Here is a 25162-nt window from a genome sequence, read left to right on the forward strand (position 1 = left end):
ATTAAATTCCTCTAAAAAAGTAGCCAATTTGTGAAATTCCACAGAAAAGCTTTCTTCTCCAATTGCGCCTTTATTTCTATAGAAAAAGTCCTTTATAAGGATAATTAGTTGTAAAACCTTACCTCCAATAAAAAGGACTAACTTTATTCTAGGGTAAACATAAAGGCCTTCAATAGAGCAATGACTTTAACCTATACCTGAAGTGAATTGAAAAAATAGGCTATCATTCCATGCTCATAACAGGAATAGTAACTGTCACTTTCCCTCCTCCCGTTATCGAATCATTAGCGAGTGTCAATACCCCATCATGCTTTTTAATAATTGACTCTGCAATATAAAGGCCCATACCATGATGATTTGTTGTGTTTCTACTTTGGTCTCCACGATAAAATTGTTTGGTAGCCTCTATTAAATCTTTTGATGAAAAACCAGTACCACTATCTTTCACAGTAAAATGAATAACATCTTCCTTTCCTTGAACAAATAAAGTAACTTTGCCGTTATTTGGTGTGTGCTCAACTGCATTGACAATCACATTTAATAGAGCCCGATAAAAAAGCTCTTCCTCTATCATAATGGAAGTAGGTAGCCTGACCTTTTCTACACTAACTTCAAGATTTTTTTCTAAAGCAAGAGCTTTCATTTGTTGTTCGACCTGTTGAATAAAAGAATGCATGGCTACATTTGATTTTGATGTGACAATACCTTGCTCCATATTCGAAAGATCCATTAATTGCTTTGTGAACTTTTCAATTTCAACCGTATTTTTTAATATATATTGGTTATATTCTTTTTGCATTTCGTCTAGTGCAGTGTCCGATAAAAGCTCGGCATTTCCCTTAATAATTGTCAATGGTGTTTTCAGGTCATGTGCCAGTGCTGATATTTGTTCTCTGCGCAATCTTTCTGCCCGCCATTGCTGTGTCAAAGAAGTATTTAATGCTTCCTTCATTTGTTCGAAGGAAAGAGCAATATCATCAATTTCTTGAATTCCAGATGGTTGTAAATGAAATGCCAAATTCTGATGTTGTATTTTTTCAATAGCTTCTTGCAAGCCCATCATTTTTTGTTTTAGTCTTCTGCCAAAATGAACAGCAAGTACCGCTGCTTGTACAACAACTCCAATAATAAAAACTAATAAAACCGTTAATTGCGGGTTAGGTAAATAATTTCTTATGATCGCAGATCGATACTCAGGGACTAAACTATAGCGTAAAATACATACTTCCTGTTCGCGCTCAATAAATGCATAAAATCGAGAACTTCCTTGCTTCTCTCCCTTTTGTTTTAAATGCCATGCATAGGAAGCCTCTTCTTTTGTTAAATTGCCTGAAATAAATTCTCCCTGCATAGAAACCACTGCATAATCTACAAGATCAGGGATCATCTCGTCCGTTACCGAGCTGCTTGTCGCAATTCGGTCTTTTGCTAAAGTGATTTGTGTCTCTGCATAATTTGCAGGTAAAATAATATTAGCTGAAAAGGCAAACATAAATAGACCTATTAATAGAGCTACTAAAAGAATGATGCCAATGCAAAGAAAAAATAAATATCTCAGGAAAAATGTATGCAGATGTGTTCCTTTCCTCGGTTTTATGGTTTCCACTTATAGCCAATCCCCCAAACCGTATCAATAAGTTCTATATCAAATGCATGTAACTTTGAACGAATATTTTTAATATGCTCTGTTATCGCTGTACTGTCACTTTTGCCATCAAATCCAAAAATCGTTTCGTATATTTGTTCTTTAGAGAATACTTGCCCGCGATGACGTGCTAAAAATTCACATATTTCATACTCACTTTTGGTTAACAGAACACGCTCATTTTGAACAAATAGTTCTTTACCGGAAAGATTAAAATGAACTTTACCATTAAAAAGGATATTCCGTTTCTCTCTATTTTCACGTCGAATATGAGCATTGACCCTTGCCCTTAGTTCTCCAATACTAAAGGGTTTGATTAAATAGTCATCTGCACCCAAACCAAGACCAAACATAATATCTTCCTCTAAGGATTTAGCGGTAAGAAAAAGAATTGGACAATCTACAGCATGGCGAATTTGCCTACATAACGTAAATCCATCAATAGCAGGCATCATAACATCAAGCAAAATCAAATCATAGGAACCTAGCTCCATCTTCTCTACTTCTGTCGAATTAGACACAATGCTTACTAAATGTTCATCTTTCTGTAGTGCATTTTTAATCAGCATTAAAATATCAACTTCATCATCAACTACTAATATATTTGCCATAATCAACCATCCATTCCCACTATTCAGATGCTCTACCTTCCCATCTCCAAAACCATAAGCAAGACAATGCAAATGCTAATATGATTCCGCCTAAACACCAAACTATGCTAGTCTGGATACTTGCCTCGAGCCATGTTAAATTTGTACCCGCCGATGCTAAAATCCATAAAGTAACAAAGTGACCGCTCCATCCATACGGTAAAAACGGCCAAATAGTATCCCCTAAACCAGTAAGCAACAAAGCAACCAGCAGAGCTTCTACAATACCTAAACCAATCGAAGCACCTTTCCCAAATTGTAAGCTCACAAATAAATGTAAGATATAAAAGATAATATGGCTGCCGAATATAATACAGGCAGCAATACTATAAAATAAATAGTCAAAATCTAGTTCATGTAATAGTTCTCTAAAACCAATACTAAAAATAGCTACAGACATAAAGATGGCTCCAAAGCTATACATCAATAATAATACAAGCTTACTCAGATATGCCTTTATTTTTAATTTTGTTGTGACTAGCATGCTTTGATAATGACCTGCATTTGCCTCCTGCTCGGATGCCATTGCACATACTAATCCTATAATAATAGGTAGTCCACACGCTAAGCCTTGAAAATAGGCAGTTATTTTTCCATGAGAATCCCATGGTGAATAGGAATAGTAAGCTAAAAACAGTCCAGAAATAGCTATGGGGACAAGTAGATGTGTAAGTAACAATTTCGTGCGTTTTGTTTTAAGACATTCTGCTTTCAATAATCGTAACATGTCCATTTGCTATTTTGCCTCCCTTTTTTGAAACCACTTTGTTGTGAGAAAACTTATTATGATAAACCAAGCAATTGTTATCAATAAGCCAGGAAATATAACATCTTTATCGAGTAAAGAACTTCCTTCAGGTACAGGCAGACCATTTGGTAATATGCCGAGGGTTGAGCATAGTAAACGTGCACCAATCGTAAATGGATAGCAATACCATAGCTCTCCATCAGCAAATACTACAATCCCTACGATATTGGCCACTACATTAAGCAAAATAGCCAAATAGGTCCCTAATTTAGCTGACAGAAAAAGACATAAAGGAATTTGCCACAAAAATGTTACGAAAATAACTAGAGAACTTAATAAGCTGCTTGTTATTGGTAATGTATGACCAAATAGCCAGCCCCCTGCTGTAATTCCTCCAAAGAACATACTAGTGATAAGGAAAAGCCATACACCTGATGAAAGTATTTTTCCTAGCCAAACTTTTTTGAGGTCAAGCGGTAGTGCCAGTATACTATGGTATTTCAACTTCTTATCTTTTTCGACCACTAAGGCACAGCAAATCGTCATTGCACCTGGCAGTAGCATCGTATACCACCAGTTATAAGCACCTGTTTGAAAGTAAGCACCTCCCATAAGTACAGCGCTTAAAAGTAAGGTTATAAGAGGCGTAAGCCAAAGAAGTTTGGGAATAAAAGTTCGCTTCCATTTTAATCGTTCTGCTTTTATGATGGCTAACATGCTAGTGACCAGCCTTTCTGTTGGCAGTGACAACCTGCATAAAGAGTGATTCTAATTCATGACCTTGTGGAGCTGGTCCCTGATAGCCCAGCTTGCCATCAGCAATAATGCCAATATCATCCACGACTTGTTCTACCTCATGCAAAATATGACTTGACAAAATAACAGTGATACCTTGTTCTGGAAAGGAGCGAATGAGCTTACGCAGCTCTTGTATACCAATTGGATCCAAACCATTTGTCGGCTCATCTAAAATTAACAACTTCGGTTTGTTTAACAGTGCAATGGCTATACCTAATCGTTGCTTCATTCCTAAAGAAAACTGACCTGCTCGTTTTTTCCTCGTGTTCGTTAAATCTACAATTTCCAATACTTCGTCAATCCGACTTTGCGGTAAGCCTAACGCGATCGTTCGAACTTTTAGATTTTCTTTAGCTGTTAAATTATCATACAAGGGTGGTGTTTCAATTAAGGCTCCGATATTCTGCAGATCTTTTCGAGTCCATAAATGTCCATTAAAAATGATATCTCCTTCATTAGGTCGTAGCATGCCCGTTATCATCTTTAAGGTTGTAGATTTCCCCGCTCCGTTCGGTCCAAGTAAGCCATATACCGTATTGCGTTTAATTTCTAAAGATAAATTGTCTACGATTTTTTGTCCTTTAAACGTTTTATTAAGATTGTTTGTTTTCAAAATCAAGTCTTTCATAATTAGTCATCATCCTTTCAATGACCTAAGTGTAAAAAATAAATATAAGGATTTTATAAGGATCATATCAAATACTCAAAGTGGCTATGTATTTACCCACGATCAAACACTTACTAAAGCACAAAAAAAGCATTTGGAATGATGACATTCCAAATGCTTCGTTTCTATCTTTTTTACATAAATTCTTTTATTAAATCATTAAAATCATTTTCGCTCATTTTGATATCGATATCTGTTAATGGTAACTCAGAGTAGCCAGGTACTTTTTCTTGATAAGACCTTGTTTCCGTATCATGATAAATAATGCCTGTTACTAAGCCCTCATGCTCCATCACTGTACGCATCGCCATACCACGATCTGACTGGTCATAACCTTCAACATCCGCTAATTTTGTTAGGTTTTCTTTAAACCAATCATAGGTGTTCACTTTGTTATACGTTACACAAGGTGAAAAGACATTGATAAACGAGAAGCCTTTATGGTTAATACCAGCTTCAATTAGAGCTGTTAATTCTTTAATGTCAGTAGAGAAGCCCTGTGCCACAAATGTCGCACCACTTGTTAATGCTACCTCTAATGGTTTCAATGATGGCTCAATCGCTCCACCTGGTGTAGATTTTGTAATAAATCCAGCAGCAGAACGTGGAGATGTTTGACCTTTTGTAAGACCATAGATTTGGTTATCCATCACGATATAAGTAATATCAATATTACGGCGGATTGCATGAATTGTATGCCCCATACCAATTGCAAATCCATCACCATCACCGCCTGAAGCGATGACATGTAAATCACGATTAGCCATTTTCAAGCCCTGTGCAATCGGAAGTGCACGACCATGAATACCATGGAATCCATAAGAATTGATATATCCTGAAATTCGACCTGAACAACCAATTCCTGAAATGACAGCAAGTTCATTTGGTTCAATGCCAACATTTGCAGCAGCACGTTGGATAGCTGCTTGTACGGAGAAGTCTCCACAGCCTGGGCACCAGTTTGGTTTCACTGTATTACGAAAATCCTTAAATGTTGCCATTAGCGAGTCAACTCCTTCACACGATTTTCTAATTCACCTGGCAAGAATGGTGTACCATTATATTTAGTGATTGTCGCGATTTTATCGTGACCACCAACATTCATCTTCATAATATTAGCTAATTGACCTGTATAGTTATTTTCTACAACGATCACTTTTTTCGCTTGTGTAATAAGAGGTGCCATTTCCGCAGATGGGAATGGGTGAATTAAACGAATATGTGCATGATTCACTTTCATTCCTTGCGCATTCAGTCGTTCTTGCACTTCCTCAATAGCTCCTCTTGTTGAGTTAAAGCCTACTAATAAAATATCGGCTTCCTCATGTGGTGCATTGACATAGACTGGGTTATCAAATTTCAAGCTCTCTAATTTGCGGAAGCGTTTATCCATTTGAGTTTGGCGATTACCCGTTGCCTCAGATGGCTTCCCTGTTTCATCATGTTCAACACCTGTAACGTGATGAATACCATGTAATGTTCCTGGTAATACACGAGGTGAAATGCCATCTTCTGTATCTTCATAACGCTTGAAGTAGGCTTTATCTGCCGCTTCCTCAAGATCATCCATCACAATTTTACCGCGACGAATTTCAATTTTATTATAATCAAATGGCTCAACAGATTGTTTACCTAGAGATAATTGTAAATCTGTCATTAAGATTACTGGTAATTGTAATTCCTCTGCAATGTTAAATGCTTGGATCGTATCAAAGAAAGCTTCCTCCATCGTAGAAGGTGCAATGACTACCTTAGGAATTTCTCCATGTGTACCGTAAAGCATAGCCATCAAGTCAGATTGTTCTTGCTTAGTTGGTAACCCAGTTGAAGGGCCACCACGTTGTGTATCCACTACTACTAAAGGTTGCTCAGTCATACCTGAAAGACCAATTGCTTCCATCATTAATGAAAGACCAGGACCAGCAGAAGCGGTAAAGGAACGTACACCGCCAAAGTTAGCTCCAATAGCCATTGTTGCTGCAGCAATCTCATCTTCCGTTTGGATGACAGTGCCACCGAACTTCGGTAATTTTTTAATTAAATATTCCATAATTTCAGAGGCAGGTGTAATTGGGTATGCTGCCATAAAGCGTGTCCCAGCAGCTATTGCGCCAAGTGCTATTGCGTCGTTCCCAATCATAAACATACGACGTTTACCATCCGCAGGTGCAAGCTCCCATTCGCCTATACGATCACCTAAAAGCTCATTCATAATTTGACGACCACGTGTAATGGCTTCCATATTTTTTTGAACGACTTCTTCGCCCTTTTTACCAAAAATATCATCGACAACATTTTGGAATACTGCATCTTCTAGGTTTAGCAATGACGCAGTTGCTCCGATAGCCACCATGTTTTTCATTAACGAAGTACCAAGCTCTGCTGCTACTTCAGTGAACGGTACTGCAAATAATGGAGCTTTTGAATCCTCTGGTTTAACAGGATCAAATTTTGCATCAGCTAAAATAATACCCTTCTCTGTAAGCTCTTTATAATTGACATCAATTGTTTCTTGATCGAATGCCACTAAAATATCTAAATCATCCGCAATTGAACGTACTTCTGTTGGACGAACTGTAATTTTATTATTCGTATGGCCACCTTTAATTCGAGAAGAGAAGTGACGATAACCGTATAGGAAATAGCCTAGACGATTCATTGCCATTGAGAAAATCTCACCTGTACTCTCAATCCCTTCACCCTGTTGCCCACCGACTTTCCATGAAAGCTGATGTAACATGTCAACAACTCCTTAAATCCAATGTGTACTATTATTTTTCCTTCATAAGTTTAACACGAAGAAACCGTCTGGACTATTGTTTCTCCACGATTTAGGCGAAAATCAGACCTTTGACTGAAAATCCTGTTCATAAAGTTGTAATTTTCAAATCTAAGCAAAATCACGCCCCTATTTCAAGTGACATCTATCATATGTAAATAGGAAAACGAAAAAATGCTCCACCACAATATTATGTGACAGAGCATTTTACTTCATTACTTTTTTATCGAATACGTTTTTCCACTAGCAGCTTTAATGCTGTTCGTTCTTCTCCAGCAATCAAAATATCGGCAAACGCCGGCGCGCAAATTAAATCTGTGCCACTTGGCGCTACAAATCCGCGTGCAATGGCCACTGCTTTCACGGCTTGGTTAAGTGCACCTGCCCCAACTGCTTGCATTTCTGCCTGCCCTTTTTCTCTGATTACCGCGACTAATGCACCTGCAACTGAATTTGGATTAGAGCGTGATGATACTTTTAATGAATCCACAATTATTCCTCCCCGTTTCGCGAATAGTGTTTACGCTCAACAACTCATGTGTCCCCCTTTTTGGACCTCAAGTTATTGTCCGTAGCACATTTTATGCTCCGCAAAACGGAAATAGACTAGTTTGACAAAGAAACCTATATCCCTGAAAAAGAAACGTAAAAAAACATTCTTCGACTTATCTACCCTTGAAATGGATAGTCTTCATTTATATAAATGCGTTCACAGGCAATAGCTTTCCCTGTGCGATCATTTATCTCTACAAAGAAACCACTTAAAACCTCTCGCCCTTTTTTCGGAACTTCAAAACGAGATGGCATGTTTGTTTGGAATTTGTAGATGACACTTTCCTTCGTCATACCTAAAATTTCATCATATGGACCTGTCATACCAACATCCGTGATATAAGCTGTACCTTGAGGGTAAATTCTTGCGTCTGCTGTTTGCACATGTGTATGTGTGCCTACAACGGCTGAAGCCTTCCCATCTAAATGCCAACCAAGAGCAATTTTTTCACTAGTCGCTTCAGCATGAAAATCCACGAAGACAAGTGGAGATATTTGTCGTGCTTCTGCAATCAATTGATCTGCCATTGCAAACGGATCCTCATGTGGAGGTAAAAATACACGACCATGTAAATTAATGACGGATAATGTCACACCATTTTTAGAAATTTGAACCATACCTTTACCAGGTGCTTCATTTGAAAAGTTTGCTGGTCGAATTAAATAATCCGCATCATCAATAAAATCAAAAATGTCTTTATTGTCCCATGTATGATTGCCCATTGTAATGACATCTACACCTATTTGTAGCAGGCTGTTATAAATATTACGAGTAATCCCTCGTCCAGCTGCAGCATTTTCCCCATTTGCAATCACAACATCTGGTTTATACTTCTTTTTTAAGCGAGGTAAATATTTTTCCACCGCATCTCGACCAATTGAACCAACAATATCACCAATAAATAGAACTTTCATTATGCAAGACCACACTTTCTCTAAATAACAACTTTTAGTTTACCATCTTTGCTTTAGCAATCGCAAAGTAAAAACGTAAGCCATACTCAATTTACGCTTTGGAAACTATTATCTTATTGGATAGCACCAGTTTATCTAGGATTGATGTACGGGTAATTGTGCATCTTTATTAGAGGAGTTCCCATTGTTAGTGAGTTGCCCTACAAAAAATGCACCGAATTGCCATTTACTCATTACATAGGTTATACAAATAGAGCAACTAATACTGATAATAAATGAAATGGCAATGACAGAGAAGACACTTAATGTTTCGATAACATTCGTTAAAAAAATTTTAAGTAGGCTATTAACTAGGGGATGTAATAAATAGATACCGAAGGAATATCGACTAATAAAAATGATAAATTTCGGCATTTTTCTTCTGGTACTCGCGATGAAAAATAACAGAAAAGCTATACTGAATGTATAAAGGATAACGTCTATTCTCTTAGAATGAACTTCCGTAATGATACCTGATAGTTGGGAGGCTAGCAAAATGCTTACTGTGATTAGCGATACTATTAGTAGCAGATGACGAAAACGCTGTAACAACGATAGAAATTTTTCATAATTTTTCCCACAATAATAAGCTACTATAAAATAAGCAATCCACGCAGGAAATGGCATCTTATTAAAGAAATCCCATTGCAAACTAATATAAGACAAATACGGAAAATACTTATATGGATCCAAAAAATTAAAAAAGGCTAAGTAACCAAAATTAATAATAAACGCAGTTATTATTACTTTATGGGCTGGATATCTCGATACAATAAATTTCACAAAAAATGGATGTATGATATAAAACTGAAAGATAATTACGATAAAATAACCATGAAAATCACCTTCTAAATAATTCAGTAGGAGTTTTTTTGCAAATTCAATAGTAGGTGATTCAATTGATTTAAGAACTGCATCAAGGAACCCAATAAAAAGAAACGGAACTAAAATATATTTATAACGTTTTACATAAAACTTTTTCGGCAAACGATCTGAATAGGAAAAGGCAATGACAAACTCTGAGATAAATATAAAAAGAGGTGTCCCGAACATAAAGATCAGCTGAATTGATGTCAGGATTACGAATTGTGGGCCTTCTTCTATGTTATACATGTTCAACGCCAACGTAACACTATGCATTAACACAATTCCTAAGCAAGCAACGAATCGTAGTAAATATATTTCTTTGACTTCTCTTTTCATCATCATCACCTGCCATTTCAAAGGAATCTATTTGCCTTTCAATTATGCTTCTTACCTTACTAAAATGCAGGGATAAAATTATTAACTATCGGTAATTGTCCGCTTTAATTGCATCAAAATATCTCGCATTGCTTTAGGCTCAATAATAAAATTACCTACTAATACAATAAACATCGTCCACAGGGAAATACATATAGCTGCTACAAGCCATGAACTGGCACTTGTAATATGGAGCTCAAAAAAGAATATAAATGGTGTCGCTGCAAGAAATGCAAAGATACTATTACGCACAATTTTTTTGACAGTATCTAAAGGGGAACTTTGTAAAATCACTTTTGAAGAATAAATGATTAAATCATAAGTTCGGTAGACGTATGAACAAATTCCTCCTAGTAATATTCCTTCTGCGCCAAAAAACTGTACAAAAACAAGAGACGCTACTAGGTTCATTAATGCTTCCATAATGGCACGATTTTTCGTCTCTCCAAAATGCCCTGCAGCGTTCACTAACGTATTCGCAGGAATCCGAATTGTATTCACAATTCCTACAATGACAAACAATATTGCCAGCCATGGCCTTATGTAATTGGCATCTTCAATACCCGCTGTATAAATTGTTATAAAAGGCAATATTAAAATAGCCGTACATGTGTAACTAAAAGCAATAATGCCATAAAAAATATATTCAAAATGATGAAACTGTTTCCGAAGTGCGTCCTTATCCTCTTTAACGAGAATATCACCAAAAGCTGCTAATATCGCCCCTGAAAAAGTGGAGATGAACAATGTGATTGCATTAAACACCATACTATAAACTGTAAATACACTAACTTCTGTTAAGCCTAAAAAAATCGTTATTAAAATAAACGGTGTGTTAAATATAATTAACGAGGCAATTTGATGAATTAAAGCATCCCATTTATTTTTAATTGCTAACGTATTAGCTTGTTCTTTACTATTGAAATACGGATATTTTTTTTTAACATATAATTTTAAAAAAAGAACATCAAGTAACATTAAGGCACTTGAACTAGCAACGACAACGACGATGGAAAAGCCAAGGACTATCAAAGCAATTGACAATAATGCACTCATAAAAAGCAAGATTGTTTGAATGCGAAAAATAACATAGCTTTTTTGATCTGCCGACAGTAGGACTAAATATTTCCCTATAAAAAAATACTCCCACATGCCACTTATCCCCAAAATAAGTACCATGTAAAAAGCTGTTCGAGGGTTCACCTCATCGCCTACTATTAACGGATAACAAATGGCCAAAATGGCGACTAACCCAACAAAGACATAACCCGAGCGTCTATAAAAAAGATTAGTTGCTGAAAGAATTCCATTTATTTGGTCCTTATCTCTCTGGGCCAGTGGCTTATAGAGCGCCACTATGGATGCACTACCAACACCTGCCTCTACTATTTTTAAATAACTTAAAAATTGCTTAATCGACGAAACAAGCCCGTTTGTAGCAGAGCCATATGTTGTCATAAATAGTCGAGGCAAAATGAAATTAATAACCGCTGCAACAACTTGTAGCAATACATTAGACATTAAATTTAAAACTACCCTCTTAGTTCTCATGCTGGTAAGCACCTTTTCTTTTAGTAAAAGTGGGAATTAATCCTTTACAATCAATTATCCACCGATTGATCCTATTCAACATGAAAAGTAATAGAATTTGTTTTTTCCTTAATAACCAAATGTAGGCCTTTGATTTGAGCGGCATATTTGTCATACGAATAGTGTGCAACGATTCATGAAACGCTTCATGAATCAACATTTTCTTGATAAAGATACGCTTTTCATGTAAACGCTTAAAGTTAAATCTATTCATTTCATTATTCACTGCTGCAATCATTAAATAAGTAAAATAATACTGAAGTTGTTCAGTAAAATTAGGAACCAGGTCTGCTTTTCTGTGCTTTAAAACTTTCAATTGTTCATACAAAATAAGTATTTTGTTAAAAAACAGCTGATCATAACTAGCTGTCATGGAAGCAGTATGCTGACGGTAATGGTAGAGGTATTGATTTTCTAATATATAAATACTTTCTGCATCAAATAAGCTTGGATACGTACAAGCAGCATCGTCCCCCATGCAAATTTTTTCATCCACATCAAATAGATTTTTCTCTAATAGGCCTCTTTTAAATATTTTATTAGACAAAGATGGAAATAATCCAAAACGGTAATACTCGCCCGAATATAGCATAATTGGATACACTTCTTTTTCCAGCCTATCCTTCCTGTACAAACCGGGCGCGACAAGCTGCGCTCTCTTCACTTCTTGGAGTGGATAATTTTCTACAATGTCACAAATGACAATATCTACATCAAAATCACGTGCAGCATTGCATAATGATTTGTACATATCCACTTCAATCCAATCATCACTATCTACATATCCAATATACTGTCCTTTGGCGACGCTTAGCCCTGCTTTACGGGCACTGACAGCACCACTATTTGCTTGATGAATGACAGTAATTCTTGTATCAGCTTCGGCATATTCATCGCAAATTACTGAGCAGTTATCAGTCGAGCCATCATTCACTAATATCAACTCAAAATCCACGAATTCCTGTCTCAAAATGCTATCAAGACACATATTTAAGTAAGGCTCCGTATTATAGATGGGGACAATAATGCTTAAAAATGGCACTCACCTCACCTCTCATTCATCGTAAGTAGTTCCGTCTTACTTTTACTCATAGTCAGAGCTAACATAATTAATAAAATATGATATGGAAAATAATCCATGACAAATGAATCAAGTCCTATATTCGCTAGTAACACGATATAGAGAGGAATAGCGTTAATTGAGAGGATTTGAAAGCCTGGTGTATTAATAATACCGACATTCTCTCTAAGTACTTTATAGAGGCTTGAAATGTATAGTACTGACAAGGCTACTCCAAGTAAGCCTATATAATAGGGAGTTGATAAGTACATTGTATGTGCCATCTTCACCTTCGCAAAGCTTGTGCCAAATCCTGCTCCCAAAACAAATACTTTCGTGTTTTGAAGGATTTCATTGATAAATATGCTCCAACTACTCACTCGACCAGTGGTAATAGCATCTGTCGATATTCCTGACCCGAAAAACCGAATCCAATAAATTCCGAATAAAGACTCGTAAAAAAAATAGAGTACAGCCCCACATATGATCACTATAAAAGTTGAAAACTTAATGGCTGTCTTCACATTATTTTTAATGAATACGATGAATGTCATCAAAATGAAAACGACGAATGTAATAATAAACATTTTGGAATATGTCAGTATGCCAAAAAACGCTAATATTACGAGTAATACAATTGACTTTTTCTCCTTTTTTCCATCCAGATTAAAAAGCACTAATAAACAAGCCATTGCTATTAATACTTGCAAACTAAAGTAATTTGGATCTAAATCTAAACCCGTAAATCTTGTACTAATTGAGTTCATTGTCTTCACTGTATTCACAACGGTCATTGACTCTATAAAATGATCAATTTTTGGAACAGAATAACTGATTAATCGAACGATCGAAGCAGCTAGTAAACCCAATGCATAGATATACGTATACCTTCTGAAATATGCCCTATCATTGATAGTCACTACTGCACAAAAGAGCACACTATAATTCAACACAAAGCCTAAAACTGCTATAAGATTGCCACCACTAACTAACGTTACGGCCACCGTATAAAACGCAAATAAGAAAAATGTCAATAAGAGACGTTTTGATATGCCTTGCTTTTGTAAAAAGATCGTCAAAATACTTAACAAAATATAGAAAGAACTAAGTACGACAAGCAGTGAATAGCCAGATATATCAAATTTAATGACATAAACCCATGAAATAAAAAACAATAAATAGTGAATTCGATGCTGCTGCTTATCTAGCAGCATCGCCGTACTTGTTAAAAGAAAGAAGATCCAGAGAAATAGATTACTACCTGTATATATTTTTAATACGACAAAGATACTAGAAATAATGCAAATGAGCACACTAAAATTTTTATTTTCCACTATCATATAGCATCAAACTCCAATTCTAGTTGCTCTTGAGCTTTTTCGTTTGTGTAGTGATTTTCTTCTATGTAATTTTTCATATTATTTAGTAATTCTGTATTTTTCATTACATTGGCAATGACTTGAAAGATGTCTTCAACATTAAAGCCTGTTATCAACCCGTTATGACCATTACATATTTGCTCACCTGCTGCTGCAAAGTCCGTTGTAATAACAGGCGTTTGTACAATTAATGCCTCCCCTATGACCATTGGATAGCCTTCATAGGCTGATGTTAAAATGAATACATCACTACATTTTATATAGGGATACGGATTTTTTATTTCCCCTACAAATTCAACTACATCCTCTACGCCTAATTGCAGAGCTAGTTGCTGATTGGCCAAAAGGTCTGGTCCATCCCCTAAAATGCGCCAGCGGAAATTATTTATAGAAGCTTCCTTTAACAACTTACACAGATGTGGAATAAGGTCGAACCTTTTTGTACTATTTTCAATGCGCCCAACAGATATTAAATCCAACTCGCTTTTTAGAAACGGTGTATATTGACATGCCAGCTCTTTAATCTCTTCAATTGGGAAAAAGTTATAAATCACTTGAATTTTATGTTGATATTCAGGAAGAAAATTTATCAAATTTTCCTTACATGCTACCGAAACACAGAACAATCGATCAAAATTTTTATAGGTTTTGACACAAGCTTCATAATTAAAATTCGCTTTAATGGGATCTGTATGGATCCATGCGAACTTACGATCTGCTACCACAAAGTGATCTACAAATAAATTGGTACCTCTATTGAAATATTGATTAGGTACATCATTAAAATAAGAAATGGCGATATCATAATGACCATTAATACGATGTTTTTTTAATAGCATCGAGTAGAAGTTGTGGGAACCTATCAATCGAACGACTATCATACACAAAATTCGTAAAATAATATGCCATATGTTACTTCCTTTTTTCACTTCAGCAAAAGGTGTAGCAATTAGTTGCAACAGTAAGTTCCCTGTATTTACCTTCACATTGGAGGGAATATCGTTCATTAATTCCCCGCCACTAAATGTAAAAACATCTATCTTATATTGCTCGTAGAGGCTGATTTCTTTTAGCATATTAATCAATGCCTTTTGGATACCACCCATTTGAAAATTTTGTGCAACAAATAATATCTTCATATTTAGTCCCCCTAAAAATCCAATACTATTGTAAATTTTCATATTGCTCTTACGATTGTGGATGAACAAATTTCCTCAATTGGGATATCGATTGCCGCTACGAGTCACTCCGTCCTTCGCACAGCTTTTATAAATTACTGTATAAATCAGTGATTCGTTTCTCCATTTTCGCCCAGCTATAACTTTCTTCGTAGAGTGCCTTCATTTCATGAGAAATTTCTGACCATTCTTTTCTACGCTTTACCAAATTCTCAATTCCTTTTTGTAAACTCTCTCTATTATAATCAATAAGTTCTCCAAAATTATTTGCTGCAACTACTTCCGACATTCCCGTATTTTTTACCATAATCAAAGGTTTACCAAGCATTAATGCTTCATAGAATTTATTGGGTGCAGCATAATAGTGGTTAGAAATGTTAGGATCATAAATAGCCGTCATAATGTCACAACTATTTTCTAACTCTATTGTTTTTTCATAGGGTAACTTACCGTAAAAGTGAATGTTGTCATGCATTTTTGAAGTTTGCAGCAATGTATCGGCTAATTTACCAAATCCACCAATATGCAGCTCATAACTTGGCGTATTCTTTACTACTTCAACCAATTCATTAATCAACCGATTTTCAGTAAGTATGCCTACATAAACTATTTTTACTTTTTTCGGATTCAAATCTAAGCGATTATTTGAATCTATATAACGCGGGGTATTATATATGATCTCTATTTTTTTAGGTGAAGCTTTAGCAATCTGTTCTTTACGCTTTTCTGTACATATAATGACTGCATCTACACTATTCATAAGACGTAAATCTATACTTTCAATGACCTTTCCAATACTCACTGGTCCATAAAATGGTGAGGTATACGAATCAAACATGTCATAGATTACTTTTTTACGAAGTAATTTCCCACATATTGTACCTATTAGTGCTGTATCAAAATCACAAGCGTGAATCATATCATACGTATTTTTATGGCGAAGTAACCACTGAAAAAGTTTAATCTGAAATTTTATAATTGGAAATAAATTCCTTTTCAAACCTCCTCCAAATGTTGCAGGAATACCAAACCTTGTAATACGGATTGCATGTTCACCTTCTAGCAGTTGGTCCTTTACTTTATATTTATTATCCCTATCCCAAGCTAAAATGTGGACATTCCAATTATTTTTCACAAGGCAAAGTGCTTCTTTTTCAACCCTTGGGTCTGGTGAAACAGGGTTACTCCTCATAAAAACAACTCGCATCCCATACGGCCCCCTTAAACACTGAATGTCTCCAGCGCTTCAGCTACTTGTTGCTATCTTTTATATCCTTCCAGCTGAAAGATGCTCTCGCATTTTAAAAAAACTTCCACCATTTTTTTGTGAAAGTATCATCTGGTTCATATACAATTAATGGCTGATTGTTTATGATTCGTTCGTTGTTCTCAAGCAAAAAATCTACCATATCTAAGTCTTTTTGCTTTTCTAAATATCGAAGACCCCTTTCAAATAAGAAAGGACGTGTACTTAAGTTATGCACATCCGAACCATATGTATGGACAAGATTCGAGCGCACAAATTTTATTGAAAGCTTTTGGATGGCTTTTCCAAACAATCCTGCTAAACTTCCTGCTGTAATTTGTGCAAGTGCCCCCTCCCGTATAATTTGTTCCAAATGACTTGGATTTTCTGTAATGACTCTATTTCGTTCTGGGTGTGCAATAATGGGTGTTATGCCTGCTGTTAATAACGAGTAGATGATATCCTTTGTATATTTTGGAATATGATTAGAGGGGAGTTCCAACAGCAAATAATTGGAATGTGCTAATGTATGTAATTGTTTTTTTTCATACAATTCTAGTATATTACCCGCCAAGCGTACCTCTTGTCCCGTGTAAAGTTTTAACGGCATGTTACGTTGGTCAATTGCCATTTGCAACTGTTTGATTTGTTCATTCACTACATTAAAAGGAACATTATACAATGGATGTAAAGCATGCGAAGTGGAAACAATCGTTGTAATCCCCTCCAAAACTGCCTGCTCAAATAAACAAAGTGTCTCTTCAATCGTTTTCGGACCATCATCGACATCAAATAATATATGACTGTGTATATCAATCACTGTACTTCACTTCCCTGTCTAAGTACTTGAATTAATAATAATATTGTTCATAATATTGATGGAGTGGCATTTTATAGTTATTTAATATGACGCCTAAAATATTTGCTTTTGAGGCTTCTAGGTTTGACTTTGCTTTTAACACACTTTCATTTTCTGCAACTCCACTGTTTACAATTAATAATGTACCATCACATTTATTGGACAAAATTTGAGCATCCGTCACAGATAAAATCGGTGGCGCATCAAAAATAATGATGTCAAACTCTTTCTTTAGGTTTTCTATTACACTCTCCATTACATTAGAAGCCAGTAACTCTGCTGGATTGGGTGGAATAGGCCCACTCGTCAAGACAAATAGATTAGCAATATCTGTACTATTGATAACTTCGGACATTGTAAAATGTCTTGTTAGTAAATTTGATAGTCCCCTAGCATTTTGCAATAGAAACGTATAATGCATTGTTGGTTTACGTAAATCTGCATCTACGATGATGACTCGTTTTCCTTCTTGTGCAAAAACAACGCCTATATTCGCTGCATTGGTTGACTTTCCTTCACCTGGTGTTGCAGATGTCACTAATATTGTTTTAATCTCTTTATCTGGCATTGAAAATGTAATATTTGTTCGGATTGTTCGAAATTGTTCAGAAATAAAAGATTGGCCATTTGCAATCGTCACAAGTTTTCGTGCCATTTTCACTAGCTTCTTTTTTTTCTTTTTTTTCCAGAACATTATGATCCCCTCCTCGTTTTACGGGATTTTATCCTAGCACTTTTATTGTGAGAATCACTAATTTGACTAATCAAGCCTATAATCGGTAGCCCTATCAACTCTTCAATATCTCGCTCTGTCTTGATTGTAGTATCTAAGCTCTCTATTATAATTATGAAGGCAGCACTTAAAACAAAACCAATAAACGAGGCTGCTACAACATAAAGAGTTTTATTTGGCGCAATCGGTACAGGCTCCTTATCTAATTTTGCAACTGACAAAATATTAACATTATCAACCGTCATTAAAACTTGGATCTCCTCTTGAAACACATCTGCTATTGTATTGGCAATTTCAACAGCCAATTCTGCTTGCTTGTCTACAACATTAATATTGACGACTTGCGAATTATTGGCACTTGATACAGTAATTTGATCCATTAACACTTCAGGTGTGACATCCAAATCTAGCTTATTTATAACTTTAGATAAAATAGCTGAGCTTGTAATGATAATGTTATACGTATTAATAAGTCGGAGATCTGTTTCAACCTGTTGTACGCCTAAATGTGGTTGCTCTATATTTTTTTGGTTAACTAAAATTTGCGTTTCTGCCTCATAGGTAGGTTTTAAAATAAAGATGCTAATAAAGGCCGTAACCAACCCTACGAAAAGTGTAAAACTTATGATAAAAAGAAGATTTTCTCGGACTATTTTCAATATATCTTGTAATGTGATCGTTTCTTTCAATGCTCTTCACTCCTTGTCAAAACATAAACCAGTTGTAAAAACGGAGTATAACTAGGCTGGTTAATTTTTAAAAGGTATTCATGTTGAGGCTAGTTCACTATGCTTTATTCCATACTATATTGTTGGAATCATCCATTTATTCTTACTGGGTAGATTACATCGAATTTTATTCACATACAAAAAGGCATCCCCTGACCTCGGTCAAGGGATGCCTAATATTTTATTATTTATTTCGCGTATTCCACAGCACGTGTTTCGCGAATAACTGTTACTTTAATATGACCTGGATAATCGAGTTCTTCCTCAATACGTTTGCGAATATCACGTGCAAGACGATGAGAGGCTAAATCATCAATTTTTTCAGGTTGTACAATAATACGAATTTCACGTCCAGCTTGAATCGCAAAAGATTTTTCTACGCCATCATAGCTTTCTGAAATTTCCTCTAACTTTTCAAGTCTGCGGATATAGTTTTCAAGTGTTTCACTACGTGCACCTGGACGAGCTGCTGATAATGCATCAGCTGCAGCGACTAATACCGCAATAACAGATGTTGCTTCAGTATCACCATGATGCGAGGCAATACTATTAATAACAACTGGGTGTTCCTTATATTTTGTTGCTAATTCCACACCAATTTCGACGTGGCTTCCTTCAACTTCATGGTCAATTGCTTTTCCAATATCATGTAATAAGCCTGCACGGCGAGCCAATGCTACATCTTCGCCAAGTTCAGCAGCGAGTAATCCTGCCAAATGTGCAACTTCAATTGAATGTTTTAGGACGTTTTGTCCATAGCTTGTACGATATTTCATGCGGCCTAAAATTTTCATTAAATCTGGATGTAAGTTATGAATACCAATTTCAAATGTAGTTTGCTCACCTGTTTCGCGGATTTGTTCATCCACTTCACGTCGAGCTTTTTCCACCATTTCCTCAATACGAGCTGGGTGAATACGACCATCCTGTACAAGTTTTTCAAGTGCAAGTCGTGCTGTTTCACGGCGAATTGGATCAAAGCCTGATAATATAACCGCTTCTGGCGTATCATCAATAATTAAATCAATTCCTGTTAACGTTTCCAATGTGCGGATATTACGGCCTTCACGACCAATAATACGTCCCTTCATTTCATCATTTGGCAAGTTCACAACAGATACAGTTGTTTCTGCTACGTGATCTGCAGCAAAGCGTTGTAGTGCTAATGATAAAATTTCACGTGCTTTTTTATCTGAGTCTTCTTTCGCACGTGTTTCAGCTTCCTTCGTCATCACAGCAATATCAGTTGATAACTCTTTTTCTACTTCATTGAGGATAATTGATTTAGCTTCATCCCTAGTTAAAGCAGAAATACGTTCTAGCTCTGTTTTTTGTGATGCCATGAGCTCGTCCACTTTGCTCTCCATCTGTTCAATATGCTGTTGTCTTTCAGCTAGAGCTTGTTCTTTGCGCTCTAAGCCAGCTTCTCTCTTATTTAGAGCATCATCTTTGCGATCAAGATTCTCTTCTCTTTGCAATAAACGGTTCTCTTGTTTTTGAAGTTCTAAACGACGTTCACGAATGTCATTTTCAGCTTCAGTACGAAATTTGTGAGTTTCATCTTTGGCTTCAAGTAGTGCTTCTTTTTTCATTGCCTCCGCTTCTCGTTTTCCTTCTTCAACGATTGTTTCAGCGACATGTTTAGCACCAGTGATTTTTGAGTCATTCACTTTTTTCATGTAGATATAGCTAACAGCGGCACCAACGATGAGTCCAAGCAAAGCGGAGATGATAGTAATTCCATCCATATGAACACCTCCTCTTGCTATTTGGGTATTACAGTTTCAGTCGGCGCATACATCTATGTCGCCTTAGCTAAAATGCACCAGATTTTGTTAGAATTTGTGCAAAACCCGTTTCATTGGCCAAAGGCATTATCTTCATCCAGTAGGCGTTTAGACATCCATTTTAAAGGACAATTCACTATAAAACATTTGCTAAATGAAGATAAAATGTACTGCCTATTTAAAGTCATAATTCAGAAATTATACATATTTAATTGTATAGCTAGCCTCAAGCTCTGTCAAGGATAGTCGGGCGTCTGTTCGCCACCTTAGCCAAAAAAAAGTAAGTCCTATCCATTCAGCGAATTTTTTTCCTATTACTATTTCACTAGAAAATTTTCACGTTAAATACAATTAATAAAAAAACAGTACATTAGAAATAAACACCGAAGTACATAGCTTCTCTCTTATTATGTGTAAAAATTTAAGAATATAGACAAAAAAATGCATTGCCCCCTCAATAAAGTGGGAACAATGCAATCATTCATTAATTATTCTTCTTCAAGAAGTAACATTAATTCTTCATCCATCTCTTCTTCATCATCATGTGCAGCAATTGTATAAGAAGAAGCCGCAATACCATAGGAAGCTCGGATTTTGTTTGCTATGTCTTCCAGGACAGCAGTATTTTCCTTTAAATACTGTTTAGCATTTTCTCGTCCTTGACCTAAGCGCTCATCGCCATATGCATACCAAGAACCGCTTTTTTGTACAATGTCTAATTCCACACCTAAATCGACTGTTTCGCCTTCTTTAGAAATTCCTTCTCCATACATAATATCTACTTCAGCTGTACGGAAAGGTGGTGCTACTTTATTTTTAACAATTTTAATTTTAGTTCGGTTACCAACAATATCATTACCTTGTTTAATAGCTTCTGCACGACGCACTTCTAAACGGACAGAGCTGTAGAATTTAAGTGCACGTCCACCTGGTGTTGTTTCTGGATTACCGAACATAACACCAATTTTTTCACGAACTTGGTTAATGAATATAGCAATCGTTTTTGATTTATTAATTGCACCTGATAGTTTACGTAAAGCTTGAGACATTAAACGGGCTTGTAAGCCGACATGAGAGTCACCCATATCCCCTTCAATTTCAGCTTTTGGTACTAAGGCAGCAACAGAGTCAATTACGATAATATCAATAGCACCACTACGCACTAATGCTTCTGCGATTTCAAGTGCTTGTTCACCTGTGTCAGGCTGTGATAATAATAGCTCATCAATATTAACACCTAATTTTTGTGCATAGATTGGGTCTAATGCATGCTCAGCATCGATAAATGCTGCTTGTCCACCTGTTGCTTGTACTTCAGCAATGGCATGCAGAGCAACAGTTGTTTTACCAGATGATTCTGGACCGTATACTTCAATAATACGTCCACGTGGATATCCACCCACTCCTAATGCAGCATCAAGTGCAAGTGAACCACTTGAAGATGTGGCAATTTCTAAATCGGTTTTTTCACCGAGTTTCATGATGGAACCTTTACCAAAATTCTTTTCAATTTGTTTTAGAGCCTGTTCTAAGGCTGCTTTACGATCACTCATTCATTTTCCTCCTTCGAAAACTGTTCACTGTTTTTATCTATCTCTACTATACTTGTTTTTGAGAAAACACGCAAGAAAAAAGCGAACATTTATTCGATTTTCCTTCAAAATAAAAATTTGGATAGTTTTCCTCTACCCAAATTCCTATGTTTTACTCTATTTTAATAACGTTTTGTGTAGCCACGTTCTTCTAACAGCTGCATTAAATAGTGGCATGTAAATTTCACCGCACGGAGTCGATTCGTATTCCGCATGCCTGATAAATGAAGTAAATATGTAAGCGGCTCCTCATCATTTATGGCAATACCAATCCAAACAGTACCTACTGGCTGATGATCATGCGCAGTGGGACCTGCTTCTCCTGTAAGGCCAATCCCAATATTTGTAGCAAATTTCTCACGAACAGCACTTGCCATGGCCGCCGCACACTCAGCACTCACAACACCATGTGTATCAATTAATTCTTGTGAAATGCCTAGCTGTTTTACTTTCGCATCTGCTGCATAGGTAACAACGCCTCCTATAAGAGCATTGCCTACCCCTGGAATTTCCGCAAGCTCAGATTGAAATAACCCAGCAGTTAAACTTTCTGCAGCCGCGATTGTTAGCTTATTATCCAATAGCATTTCTACCGTTTTTGAGGCAAGGGAATCATCATCTACACCATATTGATAATCACCAACAAGTGCTTGTATTTCCGCAACCTTTGCCTTAATAAGCTCCCTAGCTTGCTGCTCTGTTGCGGCTTTAGCTGTTACGCGTAACGTTACCTCACCATCAGAAGCAAGTGGAGCAACTGTTGGATTGGTTTGTGCATCTAAAATATTTTGAACTTGTACTTCAAGCTCGGCCTCACCAATTCCATAAAATCGCATAACATGTGATGCAATGATCCCTCCATCATTAAGCATCGCAGCAAGTTTAGGTTTAGCCTCAAATTGAAACATTGGTTCTAACTCTTTTGGAGGTCCTGGTAATAAAATATAAGTGCGATCACTTTTTGTGAAGATCATACCTGGAGCCATTCCATGGTGATTAGCTAATACTTCACTCCCTGCTAAAATTAATGCCTGTTTACGATTATTTTCCGTCATTGGACGTCCTCGTTTAGCAAAAAATTGCTCAATATACGTCAATGCTACTTCATCAAACTCAAGAGAAACACCAAGATGACGTGCAATCGTTTCCTTCGTTAAATCATCTTTTGTTGGACCCAGTCCTCCCGAAAAAATAATGAGATCTGCACGAGACTCTGCCACTTCGATAGCTTGCTCTAAACGCTTTGCATTATCGCCCACTACGGTATGATAAAAAACGTTGATGCCAAGCTCGGATAGCTGGCTTGAGATAAATCTCGCATTTGTATTCGTAATTTGACCTAATAATAGTTCTGAGCCAACCGCAAGAATTTCAGCATTCATGATCCCAAGACCTTTCTTATTTAGACTCAAGTAATACACGTCGATTTAGATAGAAATAATCCCACCCTGACCAAAGTGTAAAGAACAATGCAATATAGAGCATGATTGTATCAAATGGAATACCAACCAATGTAAAGATTGTATTGTGTAAAAGAGCAGCAGCAATCGCTACAATTTGTGCCCAAGTTTTAATTTTACCAAGCTGATTGGCAGCGACCACTTCTCCTCCACCTGCCAAAATCAAACGTAAACCCGTAACAGCAAATTCACGACTAATAATAATGATAATTACCCAAGCAGGTGCCATCTTAAGCTCGACCATTAAAATAAAGGCTGCTGAGACAAGTAACTTGTCAGCTAAGGGATCTAAAAATTTCCCAAATGTAGTCACAAGGTTATACTTACGTGCGTAATAACCATCCACCCAATCGGTTGTTGAAGCAAAGATAAAAATAAGTGCACCTATAAAATGATGGATTGGCATCTCTGCACCAAAAAGCGATAATGTTCCCCAGCCAAAATCAAACATCATAACAATGACAAAGAATGGAATAAGCAAGATTCGAGAGATGGTAATTTTATTTGGAATGTTCATTTTTCTAACACCTTTCATGATGAAAGAAAGTAGTCATCATAGGATGACTACTGTTCTTTATTGAAATTGATGACGATATTTTGCGTTACAATTTGTTGTGCATACGTTAGAAGTTCGTCATTAATATAGATTTTAGCTTGCGTTGAATTACCGAGACGAATACGAACATAGTTTTGTGTTGAGGCGTCAAATTCAACTACTTCCCCGGCATTATAGACACGCGTATCTGTTAAGATTTCTTGTTGCTGTTGATTGCGAATACCAACAAATGTAGGGCCTGATATTTCGATTTTAAGTTTCATTGTATCCGTCCCTGTTAACGTATAAGAAGTTGTCGCTCCATCTGCTTCAACAGTACCCGCGGAAATTGTTTGCTTCATCTCTTCAGTTTGATCAGTGTCATCTTCATCAGTTGGTGTTTCTTCTGTAGCTTTTGTATCATCTTTATCTTTATCATTTTTCTGTGCATCTTTATTTTCTTGTTCTTTTTTATCCTTCTCACTATCAATTGGATTGACATTTGTGTCATATTCCATCTCAGGAGTTGGATTTACTTCTTCGCTTGTCCCTGGACTGTTTTTTGATTGCCATAGCACCCATATAGCCACAATAATGACTACAATAAATAAAGCAACAATGATTTTTGGCATAGCCTCCATCATTTTATTCGAAGGGCCTTTCGTTACTTTTCTTCTGCTAGGGCTATTCGTCATCGATTGACTTACTTGATCATTTGGAGTGCTCGGTAGTTCATTTTTATATGTCTCTAAAATTTCTTCCGCGTCCAAACCAACAGCTTCTGCATATTGTTTAATAAAAGCTCGTACATAAAACGAGCCAGGCATAATGGAATAATTGCCCTCTTCAATTCCTACTAAATAACGTTTTTGAATTTTCGTTATTTCTTGTAAATCGTCTAAGCTGTAGCCTTTAGACAGTCTCGCCTCTTTCAGTCGAGTCCCTAATTCTGCCACTAATAACACCTACTTTAACATCAA

Annotated in this window: 23 protein-coding genes; all 23 read right to left on the bottom strand. The window is 36.4% G+C overall.

Features of this window, described 5'->3' with window-relative positions; genetic code table 11:
- Positions 1-223 precede the first annotated feature (223 nt).
- The 23 genes from CD31_RS19685 to CD31_RS19795 all read right to left on the bottom strand — a co-directional run bounded on the left by CD31_RS19685 (position 224) and on the right by CD31_RS19795 (position 25147).
- The gene (locus tag CD31_RS19685; RefSeq protein WP_036080300.1) at positions 224-1606 is read right to left on the bottom strand and encodes a sensor histidine kinase; all 1383 of its coding nucleotides are present in this window, start codon (positions 1604-1606) and stop codon (positions 224-226) included.
- Positions 1594-2256, bottom strand: coding sequence for a response regulator transcription factor (locus tag CD31_RS19690; protein ID WP_036080302.1), 663 nt, complete (start codon positions 2254-2256; stop codon positions 1594-1596). The genes CD31_RS19685 and CD31_RS19690 overlap by 13 nt, the downstream gene beginning before the upstream one ends.
- Before the next feature lie 19 nt (positions 2257-2275).
- The gene (locus CD31_RS19695) at positions 2276-3028 is read right to left on the bottom strand and encodes a lantibiotic immunity ABC transporter MutG family permease subunit (protein WP_036080305.1); all 753 of its coding nucleotides are present in this window, start codon (positions 3026-3028) and stop codon (positions 2276-2278) included.
- Positions 3029-3031: 3 nt separating this feature from the next.
- The gene (locus CD31_RS19700) at positions 3032-3760 is read right to left on the bottom strand and encodes a lantibiotic immunity ABC transporter MutE/EpiE family permease subunit (protein WP_036080306.1); all 729 of its coding nucleotides are present in this window, start codon (positions 3758-3760) and stop codon (positions 3032-3034) included.
- Between the two features lies 1 nt (position 3761).
- Entirely contained in the window at positions 3762-4469 is a 708-nt protein-coding gene (locus tag CD31_RS19705; protein WP_036080310.1) for a lantibiotic protection ABC transporter ATP-binding protein, read from the bottom strand.
- A 173-nt stretch (positions 4470-4642) separates the two neighbouring features.
- The gene (locus tag CD31_RS19710) at positions 4643-5509 is read right to left on the bottom strand and encodes a 2-oxoacid:ferredoxin oxidoreductase subunit beta (RefSeq protein WP_036080315.1); all 867 of its coding nucleotides are present in this window, start codon (positions 5507-5509) and stop codon (positions 4643-4645) included.
- A complete protein-coding gene (locus CD31_RS19715) occupies positions 5509-7248 on the bottom strand; it encodes a 2-oxoacid:acceptor oxidoreductase subunit alpha (protein WP_036080317.1) in 1740 nt (579 codons plus the stop codon). The genes CD31_RS19710 and CD31_RS19715 overlap by 1 nt, the downstream gene beginning before the upstream one ends.
- 262 nt (positions 7249-7510) lie before the next feature.
- Entirely contained in the window at positions 7511-7777 is a 267-nt protein-coding gene (locus CD31_RS19720) for a stage V sporulation protein S (protein WP_004224903.1), read from the bottom strand.
- Positions 7778-7956: 179 nt separating this feature from the next.
- Positions 7957-8754: a TIGR00282 family metallophosphoesterase gene (locus tag CD31_RS19725; RefSeq protein ID WP_036080321.1), complete on the bottom strand. Its 798-nt coding sequence runs from the start codon at positions 8752-8754 to the stop codon at positions 7957-7959.
- 135 nt (positions 8755-8889) lie between these two features.
- The gene (locus CD31_RS19730; protein ID WP_036080322.1) at positions 8890-9996 is read right to left on the bottom strand and encodes an acyltransferase family protein; all 1107 of its coding nucleotides are present in this window, start codon (positions 9994-9996) and stop codon (positions 8890-8892) included.
- Positions 9997-10077: 81 nt separating this feature from the next.
- Positions 10078-11586 carry a lipopolysaccharide biosynthesis protein gene (locus tag CD31_RS19735; RefSeq protein ID WP_036080325.1) on the bottom strand — a complete coding sequence of 503 codons (1509 nt, stop codon included), beginning with the start codon at positions 11584-11586 and terminating at the stop codon, positions 10078-10080.
- Positions 11576-12667 (bottom strand): glycosyltransferase, encoded by a 1092-nt coding sequence (locus tag CD31_RS19740; protein ID WP_036080330.1) that lies wholly within the window; start codon positions 12665-12667, stop codon positions 11576-11578. The genes CD31_RS19735 and CD31_RS19740 overlap by 11 nt, the downstream gene beginning before the upstream one ends.
- A gap of 5 nt (positions 12668-12672) precedes the next feature.
- Positions 12673-14025: an O-antigen ligase family protein gene (locus tag CD31_RS19745; RefSeq protein WP_036080334.1), complete on the bottom strand. Its 1353-nt coding sequence runs from the start codon at positions 14023-14025 to the stop codon at positions 12673-12675.
- Entirely contained in the window at positions 14022-15203 is a 1182-nt protein-coding gene (locus CD31_RS19750; protein WP_036080337.1) for a glycosyltransferase, read from the bottom strand. Before CD31_RS19750 ends, CD31_RS19745 begins: the two co-directional genes overlap by 4 nt.
- Positions 15204-15330: 127 nt before the next feature.
- Positions 15331-16449, bottom strand: coding sequence for a glycosyltransferase family 4 protein (locus tag CD31_RS19755; protein WP_036080340.1), 1119 nt, complete (start codon positions 16447-16449; stop codon positions 15331-15333).
- Positions 16450-16543: 94 nt separating this feature from the next.
- Positions 16544-17308, bottom strand: a complete 765-nt coding sequence (locus CD31_RS19760) for a tyrosine-protein phosphatase (protein WP_036080343.1) — start codon at positions 17306-17308, stop codon at positions 16544-16546.
- A 31-nt stretch (positions 17309-17339) separates the two neighbouring features.
- Positions 17340-18041 (bottom strand): CpsD/CapB family tyrosine-protein kinase, encoded by a 702-nt coding sequence (locus CD31_RS19765; RefSeq protein ID WP_036080346.1) that lies wholly within the window; start codon positions 18039-18041, stop codon positions 17340-17342.
- Positions 18041-18769 (bottom strand): YveK family protein, encoded by a 729-nt coding sequence (locus CD31_RS19770; RefSeq protein ID WP_036080349.1) that lies wholly within the window; start codon positions 18767-18769, stop codon positions 18041-18043. The genes CD31_RS19765 and CD31_RS19770 overlap by 1 nt, the downstream gene beginning before the upstream one ends.
- 227 nt (positions 18770-18996) lie before the next feature.
- Positions 18997-20556, bottom strand: coding sequence for a ribonuclease Y (gene rny / locus CD31_RS19775; protein WP_036080352.1), 1560 nt, complete (start codon positions 20554-20556; stop codon positions 18997-18999).
- A 527-nt stretch (positions 20557-21083) separates the two neighbouring features.
- Positions 21084-22148 (bottom strand): recombinase RecA, encoded by a 1065-nt coding sequence (gene recA / locus CD31_RS19780; protein WP_016992835.1) that lies wholly within the window; start codon positions 22146-22148, stop codon positions 21084-21086.
- Positions 22149-22309: 161 nt separating this feature from the next.
- A complete protein-coding gene (locus CD31_RS19785; protein WP_036080562.1) occupies positions 22310-23569 on the bottom strand; it encodes a competence/damage-inducible protein A in 1260 nt (419 codons plus the stop codon).
- A 16-nt stretch (positions 23570-23585) separates the two neighbouring features.
- Entirely contained in the window at positions 23586-24164 is a 579-nt protein-coding gene (gene pgsA, locus CD31_RS19790) for a CDP-diacylglycerol--glycerol-3-phosphate 3-phosphatidyltransferase (RefSeq protein ID WP_036080355.1), read from the bottom strand.
- A 47-nt stretch (positions 24165-24211) separates the two neighbouring features.
- Complete coding sequence (locus tag CD31_RS19795) at positions 24212-25147, bottom strand: helix-turn-helix domain-containing protein (protein ID WP_176408485.1); 936 nt, start codon at positions 25145-25147, stop codon at positions 24212-24214.
- Between the last annotated feature and the right edge of the window lie 15 nt (positions 25148-25162).

The organism is Lysinibacillus boronitolerans JCM 21713 = 10a = NBRC 103108 (assembly GCF_000772935.1).
In the GTDB taxonomy this organism is placed as follows: Bacteria; Bacillota; Bacilli; order Bacillales_A; family Planococcaceae; genus Lysinibacillus; species Lysinibacillus boronitolerans.

Coding starts and splice junctions, on each gene's coding strand:
- CD31_RS19730 (WP_036080322.1), bottom strand. CDS start 9,996: ATGAAAAGAGAAGTCAAAGAAATATATTTACTACGATTCGTTGCTTGC.
- CD31_RS19710 (WP_036080315.1), bottom strand. CDS start 5,509: ATGGCAACATTTAAGGATTTTCGTAATACAGTGAAACCAAACTGGTGC.
- CD31_RS19700 (WP_036080306.1), bottom strand. CDS start 3,760: ATGTTAGCCATCATAAAAGCAGAACGATTAAAATGGAAGCGAACTTTT.
- CD31_RS19750 (WP_036080337.1), bottom strand. CDS start 15,203: ATGAAGATATTATTTGTTGCACAAAATTTTCAAATGGGTGGTATCCAA.
- rny (WP_036080352.1), bottom strand. CDS start 20,556: ATGGATGGAATTACTATCATCTCCGCTTTGCTTGGACTCATCGTTGGT.
- CD31_RS19745 (WP_036080334.1), bottom strand. CDS start 14,025: ATGATAGTGGAAAATAAAAATTTTAGTGTGCTCATTTGCATTATTTCT.
- CD31_RS19695 (WP_036080305.1), bottom strand. CDS start 3,028: ATGGACATGTTACGATTATTGAAAGCAGAATGTCTTAAAACAAAACGC.
- pgsA (WP_036080355.1), bottom strand. CDS start 24,164: ATGAACATTCCAAATAAAATTACCATCTCTCGAATCTTGCTTATTCCA.
- CD31_RS19690 (WP_036080302.1), bottom strand. CDS start 2,256: ATGGCAAATATATTAGTAGTTGATGATGAAGTTGATATTTTAATGCTG.
- CD31_RS19785 (WP_036080562.1), bottom strand. CDS start 23,569: ATGAATGCTGAAATTCTTGCGGTTGGCTCAGAACTATTATTAGGTCAA.
- recA (WP_016992835.1), bottom strand. CDS start 22,148: ATGAGTGATCGTAAAGCAGCCTTAGAACAGGCTCTAAAACAAATTGAA.
- CD31_RS19705 (WP_036080310.1), bottom strand. CDS start 4,469: ATGAAAGACTTGATTTTGAAAACAAACAATCTTAATAAAACGTTTAAA.
- CD31_RS19715 (WP_036080317.1), bottom strand. CDS start 7,248: ATGTTACATCAGCTTTCATGGAAAGTCGGTGGGCAACAGGGTGAAGGG.
- CD31_RS19725 (WP_036080321.1), bottom strand. CDS start 8,754: ATGAAAGTTCTATTTATTGGTGATATTGTTGGTTCAATTGGTCGAGAT.
- CD31_RS19765 (WP_036080346.1), bottom strand. CDS start 18,041: ATGTTCTGGAAAAAAAAGAAAAAAAAGAAGCTAGTGAAAATGGCACGA.
- CD31_RS19735 (WP_036080325.1), bottom strand. CDS start 11,586: ATGAGAACTAAGAGGGTAGTTTTAAATTTAATGTCTAATGTATTGCTA.
- CD31_RS19755 (WP_036080340.1), bottom strand. CDS start 16,449: ATGCGAGTTGTTTTTATGAGGAGTAACCCTGTTTCACCAGACCCAAGG.